The organism is Metallosphaera cuprina Ar-4 (assembly GCF_000204925.1).
In the GTDB taxonomy this organism is placed as follows: Archaea; Thermoproteota; Thermoprotei_A; order Sulfolobales; family Sulfolobaceae; genus Metallosphaera; species Metallosphaera cuprina.
This window is the reverse complement of record NC_015435.1, coordinates 1,350,197-1,368,516: the sequence shown is the minus strand read 5'-3', so window position 1 is coordinate 1,368,516 and position 18,320 is coordinate 1,350,197. Positions and strand designations below refer to the sequence as shown.

Here is an 18,320-nt window from a genome sequence, read left to right as displayed (position 1 = left end):
CCAATTATTTTTACTGTAACTTATATACGAGGGAACAAGAATATCACTTAATGAACTACACTGAGACAATGGTAATCCTTTTTATAGCCCTAGCGGTAATAGTCTACATACTTATGGGATTATTTAAAAGATTTACTACCAATTTCACAACAAGTGATAAGGCAGCCCAGGTTCAGTTAAGAACCAATAAAAAGAAGGAAGAGGAAGAGAAGAAAGCTTCCTGGGATGAAATCGGAGGGTACGATGACGTAAAGAAGGAGATTAGGGAGTACATAGAATTTCCATTAAAGAATAAAGATCTGGCCAAAACTTACGGGTTGAGACCTCCGAAGGGGGTTCTATTATTCGGTCCACCAGGATGTGGTAAAACCCTCATGATGAGGGCCTTAGCTGGAGAAGCTAAGTTAAACTTCATTTACGTGAATGTGAGCGATATAATGAGCAAATGGTACGGTGAGAGCGAAGCCAGATTGAAGGAGCTCTTTGCTAACGCAAGGAAAAACGCTCCTTGTATACTTTTCTTTGATGAAATAGACACGATAGGAGTTAGAAGGGAGACACACAGCGGAGACTCGGTAACTCCAAGGTTACTTTCCCTAATGCTTTCTGAGATAGACGGGCTTCATAGCGATGAAGGGGTCATAATTGTCGGCTCCACTAACGTGCCTCAAACCTTGGACAAGGCGTTACTTAGAGCTGGAAGATTCGATAAGTTAATATTTATAGGTCCCCCTAGTAAACAGGCTAGAGTAGAGATCCTTAAGGTTCACTGCGGAGGTAAACCACTAGCGCAAGATGTTGATCTAAACAAGATAGCAGAGATGACTGAAAGATACAGTGGAGCTGATCTAGCCAATATATGCCAAGAGGCAGCTAGGAAGGTGGCGGTGGAAGCGTTAGAGAGTAAAAAGGACAGGAAAATAACCATGCAAGACTTTACTGAAATAATTCAGAGATATAAACCTAGTATAACGCTTCAAATGCTTGAAGAATTCGAAAAGTTTAGACTAGACTATGAAAGGAGATCTAGGAAATCTGAAGATGTAAGAGAAGGAGAGGAGAAAATAACCCTTGACGATATAGGTGGATACACTAAGGTTAAACAGGAACTTAAGGAGCTACTAGAGCTTCAACTTAAGTACGCTAAACTTATGGAACAAATGAAGGTTCCACCTATAAGAGGACTACTTCTCTACGGCCCTCCGGGAGTTGGTAAGACTATGATGGCGAAAGCGCTAGCTAAAACCCTTGACGTTAAGCTAATCTCAGTGAGTGTTGCCGAGATAATGTACAAAGGGTATGAGGGCGCAGTCGCAAGCATAAAGGAGGTATTTAATAGGGCGAGAGAGAACAGACCCTCAATCATATTACTTGATGAGTTGGACGCAATAGCCTCAAGAAGGAGTCAAAGGGGCAATTCCGAGTCGTCTAAGATAGTTAATCAGTTGTTAACTGAGATGGATGGAATAAGGAACTTGAAGGAGGTAGTGGTAGTAGGCACGACTAACAGAATAAAAGTTATAGATCCTGCACTGCTTAGACCCGGTAGATTTGATATAGTAGTCAAGATGGGACTCCCTAACCTAGAGGAGAGGTTAGACATACTCAAGAAATACCTAGGAGAGGAGAACTGCGAACAAGTTGATTGTAAACGAATAGCTGTGTTGACAGAGAACTACACTGGGGCCGACTTGGCAGCCTTAGCTAGAGAAGCTAAGATAATAGTGCTAAAGGACATGATAAAAGGAAGACAAGATAGGAAACTAAGCAAAGAGGACTTGGAACAGGCGCTCAAGAAGATAAAGCCTTCCACATTTTCAAGATCTTCTGAGAAAGAGAAGAGTCTGGAGTCACCAGAACGTTCTTAATAACTGAAACCCTTTGCAAATCTATAGTTATTCTTTCTCCATCTAAATTAAACGGGTGTATCCCTAGCCTCTCACAGAAGCTCAAGGACGAGGCTATGTCAACGTTCCTCAGCTTATTTCTAAGATCTACGAATAGATAAGCTCTCCCTGTACAAACTAGAATCATATCTAATGACGCGGCTCCTAGATTCCTAGTCTTATAGCTCCCTTCAATCCAAGAAAGTATTAAAGAGGTTTGGTTGAGCCCAGTCTTATCGAAGTATGGGAGGACTATTCTCTGCTTAGGTAAGGGAAACTGCTCTATCCTCAATCCGTTCACATACGTCCCAGAGGAGTCGTATGAGTAAGTCTTCCCAGAGAATATCTCTCCAATTACGCCGGCTACAGGAGCCCCTGAACGAGAGAATAGAGCTATTGAGACGGATGCCCAGGTTATTCCGTTTAGATAATTAGTGCTACCATCAAGAGGATCTATGACAGCCACGAACTCAGCGCCTTTCTTCTCTATGGTACCGCTCTCTTCAGTCACGTAGGCTACAGAATATCCAGTTTCGTTTAATTTCTCAAGGATGAAATCCTCAGCTAACTTATCTACCACCTTTGTAGTATCGTTATCGTGTGTTCCAATTACCCTATCTAATCCCTCCTCCCCGCTCATTTCCCTTAAATATTTGGTAGCCTCTACAGCAATCTTTTCTAAGCTATCTCGCATTAGGTCTTACCTTTCTTTTCGTTTATAAAGTTGTAAGCACTATGGGCTGCAACTGCACCCATGGCTGTTGACGTGGCTACCTGCCTAAAGCCTATCCAAGTGTTTGTACAGTCTCCTGCAGCAAAGACTCCTGGCAGGTTGGTCCTGGTCCACTCGTCTACCTTAATGTAGCCTTGCTCATCAACTTCCAGTCCGTTAAGTTTTGCGAATTCCTTAGGAGGTTCAAAACCTATCTCCACGAAGATACCATTAACGTCGAGCTCCTTCACTTCTCCAGTTTTTAAGTTCTCGATTAAAACTTTTCTTACCAACTTATCTCCCCTTATTTCCTTCACTACCGAGTTAAGAAGCATTTCAACATTTGACTTCTCTTTGACCAGTTTCACTATAATTGGCTGTGCCCTGAACTCCTCTCTCCTGTGAACTAGGTAGACCTTCGTTGCGTACCTACTTAACAGTTCCGCTCCGTCTAAGGCCGAGTTACCGCCTCCTACTACCACCACAGGTCTATTCTTAAATAGGGGCGCATCACAAACTGAGCAGTATGAGACCCCTCTCCCTAGAAACTCATTCTCTCCAGGGACGTTGAGTTTCCTCCTCTTCGTTCCAACTGCAACTATTATCGTAGAGGCCCTGAACTGACCTTTCCTTTTAGTCTTTACTACGTAACTGTCTCCTTCCTGTTTAAAGGACTCCACTCTATCCATCAACATAGGTACCTTGTATTTTTCTACATGAGAGTTGAACGTTTTTATCATATCCATTGCTTGGATACCGATCAATCCTAGATAGTCATCAACTTCTCCCGCTTCAGTCAATTGACCGCCAGGCGTCTCTCCTATAACCAACGTTTTAAGCATGTATCTAGCTGCGTAGAGTGCAGCGCTATAGGCTGCAGGACCGAGACCAATGATTATGGTATCGAACTTTTCATTTGGATCTATGTTATCTAACCGTGGAATGAGATTCAAATTGAGACTCATAAAATCTCCATTATTTTCAAAATATTAAATGTTGTCTCTATTCGTGTTTAAACTTTTTCTTATAAAAAGATAAGTTTTTGGATGCCAACTCGGTGTCATGAAGTATCGTAAATATAGGTTAAACAGCGCTGGGAAGTTCTCGCGCATATTATAAACCCAGCCTAAGAAAGGTTTTACCAGGCATGACACAAACTCACGTTATAGAGCCTCATCGCCCTTTTCATTCATTAAGTTAATAGAAGACGTCATAGAGCTCCTTCAATGGGAATCTGCGCTTCATAACGTAAGTGTTATTCCGCAGAGACGTTCAATACCCTCCTGAGTTCTCATGTCCAAATACGATGCGTTTTTATAGACTAAAATTTTTCATATTTTTCCAATCTTAAACCGTGTATTTATTGAAACTCTAGTCAATAGAATTTGGGTAACACGATGAATCTCCCTGATCGTGCACACTTGAAGTTCCTTCTCACTTACCTTTAAGTTCCCAGTAAGCCCTATCAAACGCCTTATTTATTATATCCATATGATGTACTAGGTTCTTAATGTCCTCAACTTTTATCAAAACAAGGAAAACGTTAGTTGAACCGTTCTTGCTATTGAAGGAAAGTTTAGGTGGTTCCGCCTTCGCTACTTTGAACTCGTCCTCAATTATGTTTTTAGCTCTCTCGAGTAGAACAGTCCCTGGAACGTCAGCGTTAATCGTTAGCTCATATGGATAAACAAGCTCCTCGCCTTCCCTAAGTTTCGTGAAAACTGTATTCCCAAGGAAGGCCGAGTTAGGAACCTTTACTAGGTTTCCAGTATACGTTCTTACTTCTGTAAAGAGGAGGGTTACTCTCTCTGCCTCCCCAACGATAGGAGGTGACCATATCCAAGAACTTAAAATTACAGCGTCACCTGGTCTCACTGTTTTACTCGTGGTCACCATGATCCCGGATAATATGTTTGATACCACGGTCTGAGCCGCGAGTCCTATCGCTACTCCACCCACAGCACCTCCTATAGCAGCCCCGGTTAAGTTGACTCCCAACGCTGACAAAACAGCTAACACGAGTAGAGAATAGAGAAGTATATCCACTATAAGAGAGATAGATCTGACTGTAGTTTTATCAGCCTTAGATGCGAGATAGTTGTCTAAAGCGTACTTAATTATCCTGATCATAATGTAACCAACTATACCTACTATCGCAGCGTCTAAACCGAGCTGTATGTCGTTAAGATATGGGGCTAAATTGGATTTAGAAGATACAAAGGCTATAAGCAACGTATGAACAACGTACGCTATTATTCCCAATATAACCAGTAATATAAGAACGCGTATGAGGGGTCGCGTGTAACTCATGGGTAATACAATGGACGTGATTATATTTATTTGTTATTAATTAGTCTAATATATAGATAATTATTACAAGGAATCTTCCTTATCAAATCCTGTAGAAATTTTATTAAAGACCACTTCCTCACTTAAATTTAACGTTTAGCACATTATAATTAAGATTTTTAAAAGGGAGTTTAATCGTTTGGGATCAATGAAATATATTAAAAGGCCAAAACGAGAGAAGGACGTTCATGTCGCGCTGGAGATTTCTGCCGAGCTGTTTTCATCAGAACTAGGAAAACAATTAGGTTTGCCTATTAATGAGGTTGAACTTGTAGATTTAGGCAACGAAGGTTTCGCTCTTTCAATGGATCATCTAGATGAATTAAAAGAACAGGATATAAAGAACTACTTTGATCTAGGTAAGACATTACCTTTTGAGGAATTCCTACTCAATGTAGATCTAAAGAGAGAACACGTAATGATGAGAGATGGAAAGGGATACATTATAGATCACGGGCACGCTCTAGACGCATGGAAACCTCTTTATTACGTTGAGCAGATAATTCAATCCCCTGTAACTCGATTTGATTTGTGGGCCACTGATGACGCTCTAAAGGAAGGTGTAGAAATAATTAAAACGATTGAAATTGAAGAAGTAACGAGAACTTTAAGGAAGTCAATGGAGTCTGTACTTGATGCAAAAATTTGTGCTGTCTTTAATAAGCAAGCTCTTGAAGACCACCTTAGTATTTCAAAGAAGATTTTGAAACACAGGAAAATGATTGTCCCTAGATTCTATGGCTAATCAATCTTCTTAGGAACAGTTATAATCAAGGTAATAAGTATTTAATTTATGGAATGTAACGCAGCTGTTGTTCTTATCATAAGAAAAGATAGGAAGTTCCTAGTGATTAAGAGAGCGGAGCAGAACGGAGATCCGTGGAGCGGACATATGGCTCTACCAGGGGGCCATAGGGATGGAAACGAAAGTTGTGAAGAAACTGCAAGGAGAGAGGTCATGGAGGAGGTCGGGATAAACGTGAAGAATCTCAGTTTCTTGGGAACGTATTCGCCAAATAATAAGAGAGACCTACATGTAGCGGCCTATTTAGGTGAAACTGATACAGAAGAAGTTCGTCCAGACGCGGAAGTTGATAGGTGGTTTTGGATAGATCCTGAAGGACTGGTGGAGCAAGATGATCACTATATTTATGAAGGTTACGTTATCTGGGGCATGACGTATCGAATAATTAAGGACTTTTTGTCAGTCCGGCAACGATCAGGTCATCAAATCCACGCCGTCGACCAGTCATCACTTGAGAAATAGACTTTCATTCTCCTTTACATATTTAACGCTTCTTCTTAAGTCGCTGAACAACCTGGACGCCTCCTTAACATCCTCCGCTTTCACTACGCCTCGGCCCGCTTTTCTAGCTATCACCTGAGAAGGCTCTAATAACTGAATTGAATATCTAAGGCTATCCTCAACTGATAGATTGGTAAGCTCCTCTAACGCCTGGGGATCCAATTCGATATCTAGCTCCTCAGCTCTTATCGCTATTATATCTCTGTTTTCCTCCCTGGTGTAAGGTTTCGTAGTGATTATTAACAACCTGTCAAGAAGGTCCAGCGGCATGCCGTGAGGGGCCTCAACGTCTGTACCCCTTATTTTTGTCGTTCCCCTATTAGTTGCCAAGACTAGGATTGGTGCTAGCTCGGCCTCAAGTGCTTTAGTCAGGAAAGAGAAGGTTTCGATATCTAGCATATGAGCGTCGTCTATGAAGAGCACCCCTGGAATAAGTTCGCCTACTCCCTTGCTGATCAAGTCTTTCACGTATGAGTCCACTTGTTTTCTAATGTCCTGGTTCACTTCCCTCTCAGTCCAGGCTGAGAACAAGGCAGTTATAGAGAAGCTTTGTGCAGCTATCGTTAAATCTAAGTCGTATAAGGTGAACGTGTTGGTTAGCTCCTTCTCCTTTTTCACTGGCCCTGCAGGTATCTCCACCAGTTTTCCTGACTCTATATCATAAGTTTTAACGCCCTCGAAACCTTTAGCCCTTCCAACTTTAACTACGTTTCCGGTTTCTGCATCTATCCATATTACATCTCCTTTACGTACTCCTTGTCTACTTATCTGCTCTGCAATGGCCTCTCCTGCAGTTAAACTCCTTTCCTCATCCTTGGTTCCTAGTTTGATCTCAACTTCCCTAGGTATCTGTACGTAAGGGTTCATCTTACTCCTAGCTATTTTCATTTTAATCTCTTTCACCACTCCCTCATATACCATCCTCTTTTGTCTCACTCTTACGCCAATAGATTTCCTCAGAGCCTGAGTTAGTACCTCTGTTTTCTTTAAGTCTACAGAGTAAATTTCAGATGCGTTTAGGGTGTTGAAAGGAGTGTCCTCTCCTAATTCCTTAGCTATACCTACTGCTAAGGCGGTCTTTCCAGTGCCTGATGGGCCTACTAGTAGTATCCCCTTCCCTGCCATCTTGCCTTGCCTTATAAGCTGGACTACTACCCAAGCTGCCTCTCTGGCCTCTACTTGTCCAACGAGTCCGTCTGCCTTATATTTAGCCTTTCCGTTCTCATCTATCCCTAAGCCTGTAATATGGCTGTGAATACTAGACCTCTCACTTCCAATCTTCTTAATCTCTTTGATCTCAGCCATTGGACACCCCATAAATTTGAGGGAAGAGGTATTTTTGAATTTAACTTTACAATTTATGGTTTTTATCTCTTAACTAGACGAGAAGGATATTCAAAGTGTTTAGAGACGGCCCTATGTTATTAAGGTTGATACGCCAGTCAGCTAAACATTAATTAACTAGAGGAGAGGAGGAACAGTCTTAATACATGATGACACCAATTAAGTCAGAAATGTGAAGAGGTGGCGGCTAACTGAACGTACCGGTTCATTTATCAGTAGGTAAGTTGAACATAGACGTGATAGTTAAGGCTGATAAAATACCTGAACCAGATAGCCCTGTTTACACAGACGTTATGGGAATATTCCCTGGAGGAGCGGCCACAAATTATGCACTTAGCGTACGCAGACTAGGACATGGTTCCAAGATACTTTCAAAGATAGGGAGATCCTCAGTAGTAAAGAGTCTCATGTCTCAGTTGGCAGAGGAAGGGGTTGGATTAGATTACGTGGAGGAAGTTGAAAGTGAGCCTAACATGACATTAATTTTCTTGAGGGAAGAAGGTAAGATTTCAATGATAAGGAAAACTATTCGAACCCTACTACCAACTGCAGAAGACGTCATCAAAATGAGGGGTATGTTTGACGTGATTCATTTCGCTTCGATTCCACCGACTTCAGTGATTTATGACGAGAGCGCTAGGCTGGTCAGCTACGATCCGGGCCCTTACGCGTCTGACTACTCAGGCGAAAGGGTGGACATTATTTACTCCAATTATGCTGAGTATCAGAAACTCGGTTCTAGGATCAACGCCAAGCTGGTAGTTATAAAAAGGGGCTCTAAGGGAGCGCTAGTCTATGGTGATGGAGTGGAATGTCAAGCTGAAGGGCTTAAGGTGAACGTGCTCGATACGACAGGTGCAGGTGACGTTTTCGATGCTGCGTTCAACGTTAAGTACTCAACGGACGAGTCCGTAGAGGAAGCTTTGAAGTTTGCTATAACGGCTTCTGCATTAAAAGTGGAGAGACTGGGAGGTGTAAGTTCACCAACTCTGCACGAAATAATGGAAAAGCTAAAAAGTATTGATCTAAAAATAACTTGCAGATGATTGTATTATTTGTGGACATAGACTATTTCTTTGCACAAGTGGAAGAACTACTAAACCCTTCCCTTAAAGGAAAGCCAGTAGCAGTCTGCGTTTACTCGGGTAGAACTAAAGATAGTGGAGCCATAGCTACTTCCAACTATATGGCGAGAAGACTAGGAATTAAGGCTGGGATGGCTATAGTGAAGGCTAAGGAAATAGGAAAGGATGTCATTTTCGTTCCCATGAGAAAGGATCTTTATAAGGAGATCTCAGATAGGGTCATGAGCATTGTGTCGACTTATGGCGACTCGATGGAAATAGCTAGCATAGATGAGGCATACGTTGACGTAAGTAGGAAGGCAAGGAACTTACTTGAGGCAATGGATCTTGCCAAGAGATTGAAAGAAGACATACTTAGAAAAGAAGGGCTAAGAGTGACGATAGGTGTAGGTCCAAACAAAGTATTAGCTAAGATTGTCGCTGAAAGGAACAAGCCAGATGGGCTAGGTGTAGTTGATAACGTGACGAAATTCATCGATGAGATAGAGATCTCAGAGGTACCAGGTGTAGGTAAGAAGACTGAGGAGATCCTCAAAGAGAGAGGAATAAAGACGTTAAGGGATGTGAGAGAGTTAAGGATAGAAGATCTGGCTAAACTTGTCGGCAGAAGCAGGGCCTCCTACTTGATGAGCCTAGCCTTTAATACTTATAACGAACAGGTAAAGCCTAGGCAAGTGTCACACCGAGGTAGATATGTCACTTTAACCGAAAATACTAGAGATATAAACGTCATACTCCCGTTTATCAAGAGAGCTGTTGACGAAGCGTTCAGTAAAATAAACGGCTTACCAATGGAAATATACGTTGTCGCTATAATGGAGGACCTTGACATAGTAAGTAAGGGAAAGAGCTACAAGTTCGCCCTCACGAGGGAATACGCAAATGTAGTTTCAATCGAGCTGCTCAAGAAGATCATTGAATCGGACAGAAGGAAAATCAGAAGGATTGGAGTCAGGCTAGGTAAGATATCGAGGTCCTCAACCTTAGAGGATTTCCTCCACTGATAACTGAATTAAATTTCGTATATCTTTTAAATCTGGAATACCAAATTTGTTGATGTAATTTAAATAGCCCATAATCCCTCTATCCTCTCCCTCTATTTGCGATTTGACAGAAACGTTAAAGAATAATGGTATAAAGGAAGATAGTCTGAACTTCTCAATCCTTAAGACTTTAGATATCTTATTGTAATCATGTCTTACCTCTGCTGCCTCCACTAGGGCCTTTTCGCCTTCAACTAGTTTGATATCGTTTAGTTCATCAAATTTATCGATAACAACCACGAACCTACCTTGCCTCCCTCCCTCCACGTCTTCAAAGAAGTTCAGACCTAGAACGTACTTTCCACTAGAGGTCAGAGGAATCACAACTAACCTTTCCCATCCTATCGGGTTAACTACCGACTTTATTTTCACTTTCATTGACACTTATTACATGATAGAACTAGATGGGTCTTTCGGTGAAGGCGGAGGACAGATCCTGAGGACGTCTCTTGCCCTATCCTGCTTGACTGGGAAGGGGTTTAAAATCACTAACATTAGGGCCAAAAGGAAGAATCCGGGCCTACAGCCTCAACATCTGAGCAGCGTTGAGCTAATGAAAGCGATCTGCTCTGCAAGGGTGAAGGGAGACGAGTTGAACTCGACGGTCTTAGTTTTCGAACCCGAAGAGATAAAGGAGGGGGACTTCACTATCGATATAGGAACTGCAGGAAGCATATCCTTAGTTGCCATCACTGCTCTACCCGTTATGATTAACAGAAAGATAACCTTAAAGATCAGAGGTGGAACTGACGTTCCTCATTCACCTCCTATAGATTACCTCAGATTGATTCTGATCCCTATTTTAGAGAAGGCTGGAATTAAGGGAGAGATAGGACTCGTAAGAAGAGGACACTTTCCTAAAGGCGATGGAGAGGCCGTTTTCTCTTTCTTTAACGCCAAGATAAGTGAGGTAAACCTTACTGAATTTGGTAAACTATCGGAGATAGCAGGAATATCACATTCGACGTCGTTACCACCTCATGTGGCTAAAAGGCAGATTCAAGGGACGTTGCGCATTTTAAATCAGCTAAAGGTTCCAACGAAAATCATAGAAGACACTGAAACTACAGGGACCGTAGGAAGCGGAATTGTGCTAGCTGCAAGAGGAGACTCGGTGATTGGGTCCAGTTCGCTCGGTGAGCGAGGCGTTTCAGCTGAGAAGATAGGAGAAAATGCAGCTAAAGACCTTATCTCAGAATTGAGCTCTGGAGCTGCTGTAGACTCGCATATGAGCGACATTTTGATTACTCTCTCGTCTTTAACTAACTTAGACTACATAGGATCGAGTTTTACGCTTCACGCAAGGACAAACCTTGAGGTAGTGAAGAGGTTCGTTAGAGTGAACGTAGACCTTCAGGGTCACTCGCCCTTCAGACTAAAAATTAGGAACCTGGATATATGACGGGTCTGCCTATTACCCTACCTTGAATGAGATCTATAATTGCACTGTTTATCTCCTTAATTGAGTAAGGCAAGGCTAGAGTCTTCAATTTGCCCGTTTCGTATAGCCTAACCACACGCTTCATCTGTTCTAAACTTCCGTAAAGTATACCTCTCACCTTTAATCCCCTCAAGACGAGGAGTTGTTCGGGTAGGGTTAATTCGCCTCCGAACTCTCCGACCACCCTTAACTCACCCGTTCTCCTAAGCAACCAAGGCAGATCTCTGAGAGTGTACTGACTTCCTACGTAATCTATGATAACGTCGAATTTGTTAGAGGTGGCAAATGCGGATAGATCTGTTGAGTATTCACCACCGGTGTAGACTATCTCGTCGGCACCTAACTCCTTTGCCTTCCTTAGCTTAGCTTGATTCCTGCCAACAACCCAAACTTCAGCCCCTTCGTTCCTAAGTAGTTGGATTGAAATCATAGCTACCTCCCCAGTCCCTAAAACGGCTACTTTGCTTCCCTGTTCTATACCATCAACAGAGTTCATTGCTGTAACTCCAGCGTCAGCAAGTGGTGTCGCATCAATAGGATTCCCTTTTACCGGTACCAATGGGAAACCTGTAACGTCTACGTACTCTGCAAAACCTCCGTTCATATTTACTCCCAATACGTTCAGTTTTTCACAAAATTGATTCTCTCCCCTTCTACACTGTTTACAAAGTCCACATCCTCTTGCGTTATATACCAAGTAAGTTTTATCCTCATTAACTACGGATATCTCATGTCCTAGAACTAAAGGTAACTTTAAACTCAAATCCCATGTCCATTCACCCATAATAATGTGAAGATCCCCATGGCACAGCCCAGTAGCACCAACTTTTACTGGGTTTAATGGGCTTGAGACTTCCTCCAGTGACAATGGTCCTCCGAACTTTCTCAGTACAGCGGCTAGCATTACCATCCAGCCTTCAGGTATGCTTCCCTTTCCCAATCTGTCACAAAGGATTCGTAGTCCTCTATCTCTTTAGACTTGAGGTCTAAAAACGCTCTCACCAAGTCCTCTCCGAGCGAGTACTTCAATGAAGAGTCTCTCTCAAGGAAACCTAGAGCCTCCCTGATATCCCTAGGAGGAGTGGTCATCTCATTATTAACGTCAGTGTCTAGGTTCTTTTCCAACCCTTCTATACCTGCAAATATTATTGCCGAAAGGAGCAGGTAAGAGTTAGTAAGAGGATCTGCGAGCCTAAGCTCTATGGATCTGCTCTCCTTTACGTTACTGGGTATTCTAAGCAAGAAGTGTCTCTCAAATCCCATCCCTCCTAAACTAGGAGTTATTATCTCTTGAAACCTCTTGTAAGAATTTATAGTTGGGGAGGCAATAGCCAAGATGCTCTTAAGGTGCTCTAATATTCCTCCAAAGAACGAATAAGTGGCTTTACTTAATCCGATTCCCTTTGGATCGTTAGGATCTAGCGTAGCGTCTGAACCGTCTGTCTTCTTAAGAGTTACGTATATGTCCATACTACTTGCAGGAGTGTTGGAAAAAGGCTTGGGCATGAAAGTCGCAATCTTGTTGTATAACTTCGCTACGTCCCTTATGATTTCCCTAGCTGTGATAAGGTAGTCTGAAGAGACCATAACGTCGGCAGGGGAGAACGTTATCTCGTATTGTCCGGGGCCGTAATGTTTGTTTATCATTTCCACTTGAACGCCGACAAGCTCAAGATACTTTATGACATCCCTAAGGAAAGATTGCTGATCCATTAAACCTTCTGGAGAGAAAGCCTTACCTGCATCAGAGGGTTCTAAGTAACCGTCGTTATTCTTTAAAAGATAAAAAGTGGGTTCAAATGATATCTCAAGCTTGTATCCGTGCTCCTCAAGTTTACTGTTGGCCTTTTGTAAGAGAGTCCTTGTACAGTACTTTAATGGAGTCCCATCAGGTAACGATAAAAAGGAGAGAACCCTAGCTGTCCTCTCTAGGTAGGGTATTATCACGAACGACTGTGGATCAGGTATTGCAATAATGTCCTCATAACGAGATTTGAGTGGCCTATCTTGAAAATCTAATAACACTAACGATTCTGCATACGGTACACCTAGGTCCTGGGTCATTATTCTCTCAAACTCAGCTCTCCTTAGAGATCTTCCTCTAACGTGACCTAGTACATCTATGAACTCGACTCTGACGTAATCTACTCTACCAGACTTTAAGGTTTCAATAAGATCCGTCTTGGACAAATCTATCTGCGGATAACTGTCGTAGCTAAAATAAAAGCGTTAAATAGACATACCAGGTTTTATCATAGCGTCGGAAATATAGAACTATGGGTATAGGAACGGAAGAGTTAGAATTAATGAACCTTGGAGTCTTAATAATACAAAGACGAAAGGTTAGTTTAGGCAACTATGAAATCGTGTTCTATAGGAGAAGAAGGGGAAACGAATTCGTTTATGTTGTTGAGGTAAGTCTAATGGGGGAGATCAAGGCTAGGGGTCTCTTCACGGAGTTCAGGAACGCCTCCCTATACGCAGGGACCTGGCTAAAAAGTTTAATGTGATCTCTTCTTTATATCTAAAATGACGTGATACTTACCGGGGTTTGTACTTCTAACTATCCTGCCTTCTAGTGCTCCGGGAAACCTATCCATAGCCTTCCTTACCGGATCCTCTCCCCTCTCAACTTCAACCTCCACAAACAAGTGTAAATGTCCGCCCTCCTTGAGTCTTTTCATAGCGCTCAGATAAGCTTCCTCGTCTCTTTCGGGAAGAGGAGATATGACTCTGTCTGCTTCCTCAAGTTCTTCCATCCTTTTGAAAGCGTCACCGTACATTGGTATTACGCCATAAGCCTTATTCAACTCAACGTTAACCATCATGAAATAATATGCGAAAGGATTAATGTCAATGGAGTAAACTACGCTCGGCTTCCTCATCTTATAGGCTAGTATCGAGATGGCCCCAAAACCAGAAAACATGTTGATAACCTTCTCACCTGGCCTCACTTTTTCTGCTATTCTCCTATGTTCATAACTCAATTTTTCAGAAAAGAAGACCTTCCTTAGATCAAGGTAAAAGGTGCAACCGTGCTCCTTGTAAAGGGTGTCGCTCCTAGATTCTCCAGCCAGATGTAAATAAGTTGGTAACCTATACCGTCCTGATACGTCCCTCTTCCTTCCCCAAACCGCACTAGTTTTAGTTTTACTCATGACTTCTTCGGCATACACTTTTAACTCTTGGAGATCGTACTCAAATGGGACCGGTATTATAGCTATGTCGCCTACTATTTCAACCCTTTTCCAAAGACTTGGTCTTTCTGAACTCATCTATGATCTCCTGAGCTTCCTCTATATCTTTCATCCCTACGTTCAGAGGAGAGCCTCCGTCTAACACAGGTTCCCCGCCTACGATAACCGTCTCAGGAATTCCTGTGGAGAATATGAGGGTCTCATAAGGTGACGAGAAATCTAGTGGAAAATAAGGAGGCTCATTAACTTGATAAACAACTAAGTCCGGTGTGGATCCTAGTTCAAGAGGATACCTCATTGATAGTTGCTCGTAACCCCAAAGCGAAATGGCTCTCAATGCTTGATCTGGCGTGAGGAGTAGCCTAGAGACAGCGTACCCAACTTCCATCCTAGGGTCAAACCTTAAACTAAGGTCCAGAGAGAGGGATGGGGAGTAGGATCCCAAAGTGAATTTGCAGACCTCTACAGATGGAAGGAAAGATAGACCCATCCTTCTATCCTTGATAAGGGAAAGATCTGACCTAGATCCTCCACCCATAGCTATTACTGTGGGAGGAAACTTGTTCGTCACGTTTACTATCCTATCCACTAAAACCGGAACTTTAGTTTCTTGTGAGAGAGCAATAACTTCCTCTGCATACTCGGGATCACAAAGCTTCAGTATTACCTTGGTGTCTCCTCCTTTCCATCTTTCATTTAGTACATTAAACTCCCTTTTCCAGTCTGAAGGGCCCCAGTTACATCCTACATTTACAGAGATTATGGGCCTTATGCCTACCTTCATCATGGCCCTCGCGACGGTCTCTGGAAACGGATCTGCGGTCACCGCAGTAGTAACTCCACTCCTTAGAAGGTGATACGCCCCTAAAAGGGAGAGATGATAGACGTCGTTTTGAGTCATGGATGATATCAGGTCATTAGCGTTCTCATGGCCTGAAACTATTGAGTATCTGAAAGGATAGAGCGAAAGTAGAGTATGAGTCGAGACGAACCCAGGAGACACTATCCTTTCTCTCCCTCCCAAAACTAATTCTACGTCCTCAAATCCTTCCTCATCTCTTGATTTCGAGATAGAAACTACCTTTGATCCTTCTATATAAATCGATACGTTCCTTAACACAGAAGACCTTTCAAAAGCCAGTCCCGCATTAATTTGTATCCTCAAGATTGATACTACCTAACCGTAACGGGAATTAAGCCCTTATATAAATTTAGTATGTTATGGCCATAGAACTGTTGGAAAAAGAGGCTAGAGAAATACACAAGATCAGACCAAAAATAAAGATTGTACTTGATCACGGAGTTGTTACTGGAGCAGGGGACTCGTATGCGGCCTGTTTAACCCTAGAAGGCAAGAGCAGAGGTAAATTTAGATGTGTAGATCCTTATGAACTGTTAGATTGGGAACCTCCAGATAACCTGATTGTTGTCTCAGTTTCTGGAAAGCCTAAGGTCTACCAGCACCTGATGAAGGCGTTTTACAGAAGGTCAAATATCCTCCTAGTTACAGCGAACCCCAGTTCTATCATCTCATCTCTAGCTAACGAAATAATTGAGATCCCTTACGTACATAATCAGAGACTTCCTGGCACCCTATCATTTGTAGCTACGTTGAAGGTCCTCTACGCGTTGGGTGGATACACAGAACCAGAGGAAATTTCTAAGCCGATCAAACTTGGAAGAAATCCTTTCTTTGTAGGGAAATCGGAGAACTTTGGAATTGCGTACTTCGCATGGCTAAAGATGGCTGAGGTCTTTGGAGAGCAGGCTAACGCTGAGAGGCTGGAGCAGTTCCTTCACTCTCCAATTTTCTCCTCAGGAGGGAGAAACGTAATCGTTTTCTCGTCTGGAGATCCTAGGGAACTGGACTTGAGTAATGAGGATCGTGAGAAGTTTATCCTCACCGAATGTAAGACCTCTCTCTGTAATGCAGAGACTATGATTTTATCTTTAATTCAGGAGATGAAAGAGAGAAATTGGGACAAGATCTACTTTTTAGAAAACGAAAAGGTATTAAGGATCAGCTCCAAGTTGATATATTAGAACAGCAATGTCAGAGGAGGTTGATTTAACTAAGCAATCAGGAGGTTGTGGAGCGAACTCGCCTGCAGTGACTCTCATGAAGACCTGGCTGGAGAAAGGAGGGAATAGGAACATTAAAGTCGTTGCAACTCCAGGAGTTCAAGTGGATCAAGTTGAAATGTGGGTAGCGGCTATGAGCGAACAGGGTGTTAAGTTGATCGAGAAGAAAATCGAGGACGGGAAGGTGGTATTCACAATTAGTTTACCGTGATACTAGATGAATTATCTTAACCTAGGAAAATACATAGGGATTTCCCTGTTGTTCGTGTCCGCTCTCGTGTACATACTAGGAGATCCTCTACTTCGCCTGATATCTTATCAAGGACCTATCATTTCGGGGGCTCTCTTAGGCTGGTACGTAATTCACAGCTCCACTCCTCAGGATAGATACATAGAGGATCAGGATAACGAAAAGGTACCCGTAACTTCACTACTACTGAGGAAAAGAGCTTGGTTGTTGATAACTCTAGGCATTGCACTTCTGATCCCTTGGTTTACTCCTCAAGTCTTCGCTATTTCCTTGAGGGATCAGTTCTTTTTCGTTGTGGCATTCCTTTTTCAAGTCATTGGCGGATTCGTTATAGGATACGTTATACCCTCTCTCAGATTCATGGAGAAGTTCATTTTGTATTCACTGGGCTTCGGAGCAGACCTTTTCTTCATTTTACTTCTATACATAGATTCTATGCTGTTCTACATTTCTCAGACAGTCCTACTTAACGACGTCATCATCCTTGTCTACGGTATAAAATTACTTGAGGGTATATTATTCGGAGTCTACATAGTAAAGAGAATTAACGCTATTTAACGCTTTACAATTGTAGCCTAACTGACGTAAAGTTCAGAACTTAGAAAGAGACGTCGAGTCGCTCTAAGTTAGACCACTGTTCCCTTTAGGTAGTTTAAACTCATCTCTCCAGGTTTCAATCACTCAATATTTTCTTTATCGTATTATACTTTATTAGGCTAGCTTATCTAATTTCTGAGGAATGAAAGGAAGGGTTGTCCTCGTTGGAGCCGGTCCTGGAGATCCAGGGCTGATCACAGTGAAAGGTTTGCAGTTACTAAGCACATGCGACGTAGTGGTGTACGATAGGCTGGTCTCAGAGGAGCTACTGAAGTTCGCCAGGAAAGATGCCGAACTCATATACGCAGGTAAGAACTTGGGTGAAGCGTTAACTCAGCATTCAATAAATGAGATGCTGCTTAAGAGGGCGCTTGAAGGTAAACTTGTTGTGAGATTAAAAGGAGGAGATCCTTACGTTTTCGGTAGAGGTGAAGAGGAGTGTTCGTTTTTGCTTGAGAGGGGTGTGGAATGCGAAGTAGTTCCAGGAGTTACGAGCGCTATAGCCGTCCCTAGTTATGCTGGAATTCCAATTACCTCTAGATGGTTCTCTTCAGGGTTTACCGTTCTCACCGGATCAAAAGCTGATGGTTCAAGTATTGACGTAAATTACATTCCGAAGAAGGGAACCTTGATCATAATGATGGGTGTATCAAAAATTGATGAGATCAAGAAGGTCCTCCTTCAAGTGAGGGATATCAATGAACCCGTTGCGCTGATTGAGAGAGGAACTACCCCGTTTCAAAGAGTTATCGAGTGTGTCATTGGTAATATGGACTCGTGCGTGAAAGAACACGGAGTCTCTCCACCTACAATAATCGTCATTGGAGAGGTGGTAAAGTTAAGAAATAAATTATGGAAATACCAATAGTGTGATAAGGACGTAATCATGAAGGACCCTGTATGTAATGAGGAGATTAAGACTTCAAATTACACCTATGTATACAAGGGTAAGACGTACTACTTCTGTAGTCCTATGTGTATGGCTGAGTTCAAGAAACGACCAGAAAAATACATCAAACCGTGAATTA

Annotated in this window: 21 protein-coding genes; 12 read left to right on the top strand and 9 right to left on the bottom strand. The window is 42.4% G+C overall.

Annotated features, from left to right (window positions below):
* Window positions 1-50 precede the first annotated feature (50 nt).
* Window positions 51-1,868, top strand: a complete 1,818-nt coding sequence (locus tag MCUP_RS07105; RefSeq protein WP_048057583.1) for an AAA family ATPase — start codon at window positions 51-53, stop codon at window positions 1,866-1,868.
* Here MCUP_RS07105 and MCUP_RS07100 read toward each other — a convergent pair.
* The 3 genes from MCUP_RS07100 to MCUP_RS07090 form a co-directional block, all read right to left on the bottom strand.
* A complete protein-coding gene (locus MCUP_RS07100; protein ID WP_048057582.1) occupies window positions 1,792-2,580 on the bottom strand; it encodes an inositol monophosphatase family protein in 789 nt (262 codons plus the stop codon). The two genes, MCUP_RS07105 and MCUP_RS07100, sit on opposite strands and share 77 nt — an antisense overlap.
* Window positions 2,580-3,551 carry a thioredoxin-disulfide reductase gene (gene trxB / locus MCUP_RS07095; RefSeq protein ID WP_048057766.1) on the bottom strand — a complete coding sequence of 324 codons (972 nt, stop codon included), beginning with the start codon at window positions 3,549-3,551 and terminating at the stop codon, window positions 2,580-2,582. The genes MCUP_RS07100 and trxB overlap by 1 nt, the downstream gene beginning before the upstream one ends.
* Before the next feature lie 481 nt (window positions 3,552-4,032).
* Complete coding sequence (locus tag MCUP_RS07090; protein WP_013738111.1) at window positions 4,033-4,860, bottom strand: mechanosensitive ion channel family protein; 828 nt, start codon at window positions 4,858-4,860, stop codon at window positions 4,033-4,035.
* A gap of 235 nt (window positions 4,861-5,095) precedes the next feature.
* Here MCUP_RS07090 and MCUP_RS07085 point away from each other — a divergent pair, with 235 nt between their 5' ends.
* On the top strand, window positions 5,096-5,692 hold the full coding sequence (locus MCUP_RS07085; RefSeq protein WP_048057580.1) for a hypothetical protein: 597 nt from the start codon (window positions 5,096-5,098) through the stop codon (window positions 5,690-5,692).
* Window positions 5,693-5,740: 48 nt separating this feature from the next.
* A complete protein-coding gene (locus MCUP_RS07080; protein WP_013738109.1) occupies window positions 5,741-6,214 on the top strand; it encodes an NUDIX hydrolase in 474 nt (157 codons plus the stop codon).
* On the opposite strand, the gene MCUP_RS07075 is transcribed toward MCUP_RS07080, so the two are convergent.
* Window positions 6,200-7,558: a RuvB-like helicase gene (locus tag MCUP_RS07075; RefSeq protein WP_013738108.1), complete on the bottom strand. Its 1,359-nt coding sequence runs from the start codon at window positions 7,556-7,558 to the stop codon at window positions 6,200-6,202. The two genes, MCUP_RS07080 and MCUP_RS07075, sit on opposite strands and share 15 nt — an antisense overlap.
* Before the next feature lie 263 nt (window positions 7,559-7,821).
* Here MCUP_RS07075 and MCUP_RS07070 point away from each other — a divergent pair, with 263 nt between their 5' ends.
* Window positions 7,822-8,643, top strand: a complete 822-nt coding sequence (locus MCUP_RS07070; RefSeq protein WP_237697979.1) for a PfkB family carbohydrate kinase — start codon at window positions 7,822-7,824, stop codon at window positions 8,641-8,643.
* Window positions 8,640-9,686: a Y-family DNA polymerase gene (locus tag MCUP_RS07065; protein ID WP_048057578.1), complete on the top strand. Its 1,047-nt coding sequence runs from the start codon at window positions 8,640-8,642 to the stop codon at window positions 9,684-9,686. Before MCUP_RS07070 ends, MCUP_RS07065 begins: the two co-directional genes overlap by 4 nt.
* Here MCUP_RS07065 and MCUP_RS07060 read toward each other — a convergent pair.
* Window positions 9,666-10,103, bottom strand: a complete 438-nt coding sequence (locus tag MCUP_RS07060) for a hypothetical protein (RefSeq protein WP_013738105.1) — start codon at window positions 10,101-10,103, stop codon at window positions 9,666-9,668. The genes MCUP_RS07065 and MCUP_RS07060 overlap by 21 nt on opposite strands.
* A 13-nt stretch (window positions 10,104-10,116) precedes the next feature.
* On the opposite strand from MCUP_RS07060, the gene rtcA reads away from it, so the two are divergent.
* Window positions 10,117-11,127 (top strand): RNA 3'-terminal phosphate cyclase, encoded by a 1,011-nt coding sequence (gene rtcA, locus MCUP_RS07055; RefSeq protein WP_013738104.1) that lies wholly within the window; start codon window positions 10,117-10,119, stop codon window positions 11,125-11,127.
* Here the strand turns inward: rtcA and MCUP_RS07050 are convergent.
* Both MCUP_RS07050 and MCUP_RS07045 read right to left on the bottom strand, forming a co-directional pair.
* Window positions 11,108-12,070: an alcohol dehydrogenase catalytic domain-containing protein gene (locus MCUP_RS07050; protein ID WP_048057765.1), complete on the bottom strand. Its 963-nt coding sequence runs from the start codon at window positions 12,068-12,070 to the stop codon at window positions 11,108-11,110. The two genes, rtcA and MCUP_RS07050, sit on opposite strands and share 20 nt — an antisense overlap.
* Window positions 12,070-13,356, bottom strand: a complete 1,287-nt coding sequence (locus MCUP_RS07045; RefSeq protein WP_013738102.1) for a glutamine synthetase family protein — start codon at window positions 13,354-13,356, stop codon at window positions 12,070-12,072. Before MCUP_RS07045 ends, MCUP_RS07050 begins: the two co-directional genes overlap by 1 nt.
* Before the next feature lie 86 nt (window positions 13,357-13,442).
* Here MCUP_RS07045 and MCUP_RS07040 point away from each other — a divergent pair, with 86 nt between their 5' ends.
* Window positions 13,443-13,676, top strand: a complete 234-nt coding sequence (locus MCUP_RS07040) for a hypothetical protein (protein ID WP_013738101.1) — start codon at window positions 13,443-13,445, stop codon at window positions 13,674-13,676.
* Here MCUP_RS07040 and taw21 read toward each other — a convergent pair.
* Both taw21 and MCUP_RS07030 read right to left on the bottom strand, forming a co-directional pair.
* Window positions 13,668-14,441 (bottom strand): tRNA 4-demethylwyosine(37)-methyltransferase Taw21, encoded by a 774-nt coding sequence (taw21, locus tag MCUP_RS07035; RefSeq protein ID WP_013738100.1) that lies wholly within the window; start codon window positions 14,439-14,441, stop codon window positions 13,668-13,670. The two genes, MCUP_RS07040 and taw21, sit on opposite strands and share 9 nt — an antisense overlap.
* Window positions 14,404-15,528 (bottom strand): amidohydrolase family protein, encoded by a 1,125-nt coding sequence (locus MCUP_RS07030; RefSeq protein WP_013738099.1) that lies wholly within the window; start codon window positions 15,526-15,528, stop codon window positions 14,404-14,406. Before MCUP_RS07030 ends, taw21 begins: the two co-directional genes overlap by 38 nt.
* A 56-nt stretch (window positions 15,529-15,584) precedes the next feature.
* On the opposite strand from MCUP_RS07030, the gene MCUP_RS07025 reads away from it, so the two are divergent.
* The 5 genes from MCUP_RS07025 to MCUP_RS09890 all read left to right on the top strand — a co-directional run bounded on the left by MCUP_RS07025 (window position 15,585) and on the right by MCUP_RS09890 (window position 18,316).
* The gene (locus MCUP_RS07025) at window positions 15,585-16,406 is read left to right on the top strand and encodes a phosphoheptose isomerase family protein (RefSeq protein ID WP_013738098.1); all 822 of its coding nucleotides are present in this window, start codon (window positions 15,585-15,587) and stop codon (window positions 16,404-16,406) included.
* Between the two features lie 7 nt (window positions 16,407-16,413).
* The gene (locus MCUP_RS07020; RefSeq protein WP_013738097.1) at window positions 16,414-16,656 is read left to right on the top strand and encodes a hypothetical protein; all 243 of its coding nucleotides are present in this window, start codon (window positions 16,414-16,416) and stop codon (window positions 16,654-16,656) included.
* A gap of 6 nt (window positions 16,657-16,662) precedes the next feature.
* Window positions 16,663-17,253: a hypothetical protein gene (locus MCUP_RS07015; RefSeq protein WP_013738096.1), complete on the top strand. Its 591-nt coding sequence runs from the start codon at window positions 16,663-16,665 to the stop codon at window positions 17,251-17,253.
* 181 nt (window positions 17,254-17,434) lie between these two features.
* A complete protein-coding gene (cobA, locus tag MCUP_RS07010; RefSeq protein WP_013738095.1) occupies window positions 17,435-18,160 on the top strand; it encodes a uroporphyrinogen-III C-methyltransferase in 726 nt (241 codons plus the stop codon).
* A gap of 18 nt (window positions 18,161-18,178) precedes the next feature.
* Entirely contained in the window at window positions 18,179-18,316 is a 138-nt protein-coding gene (locus MCUP_RS09890) for a YHS domain-containing protein (protein ID WP_083808577.1), read from the top strand.
* Window positions 18,317-18,320 lie beyond the last annotated feature (4 nt).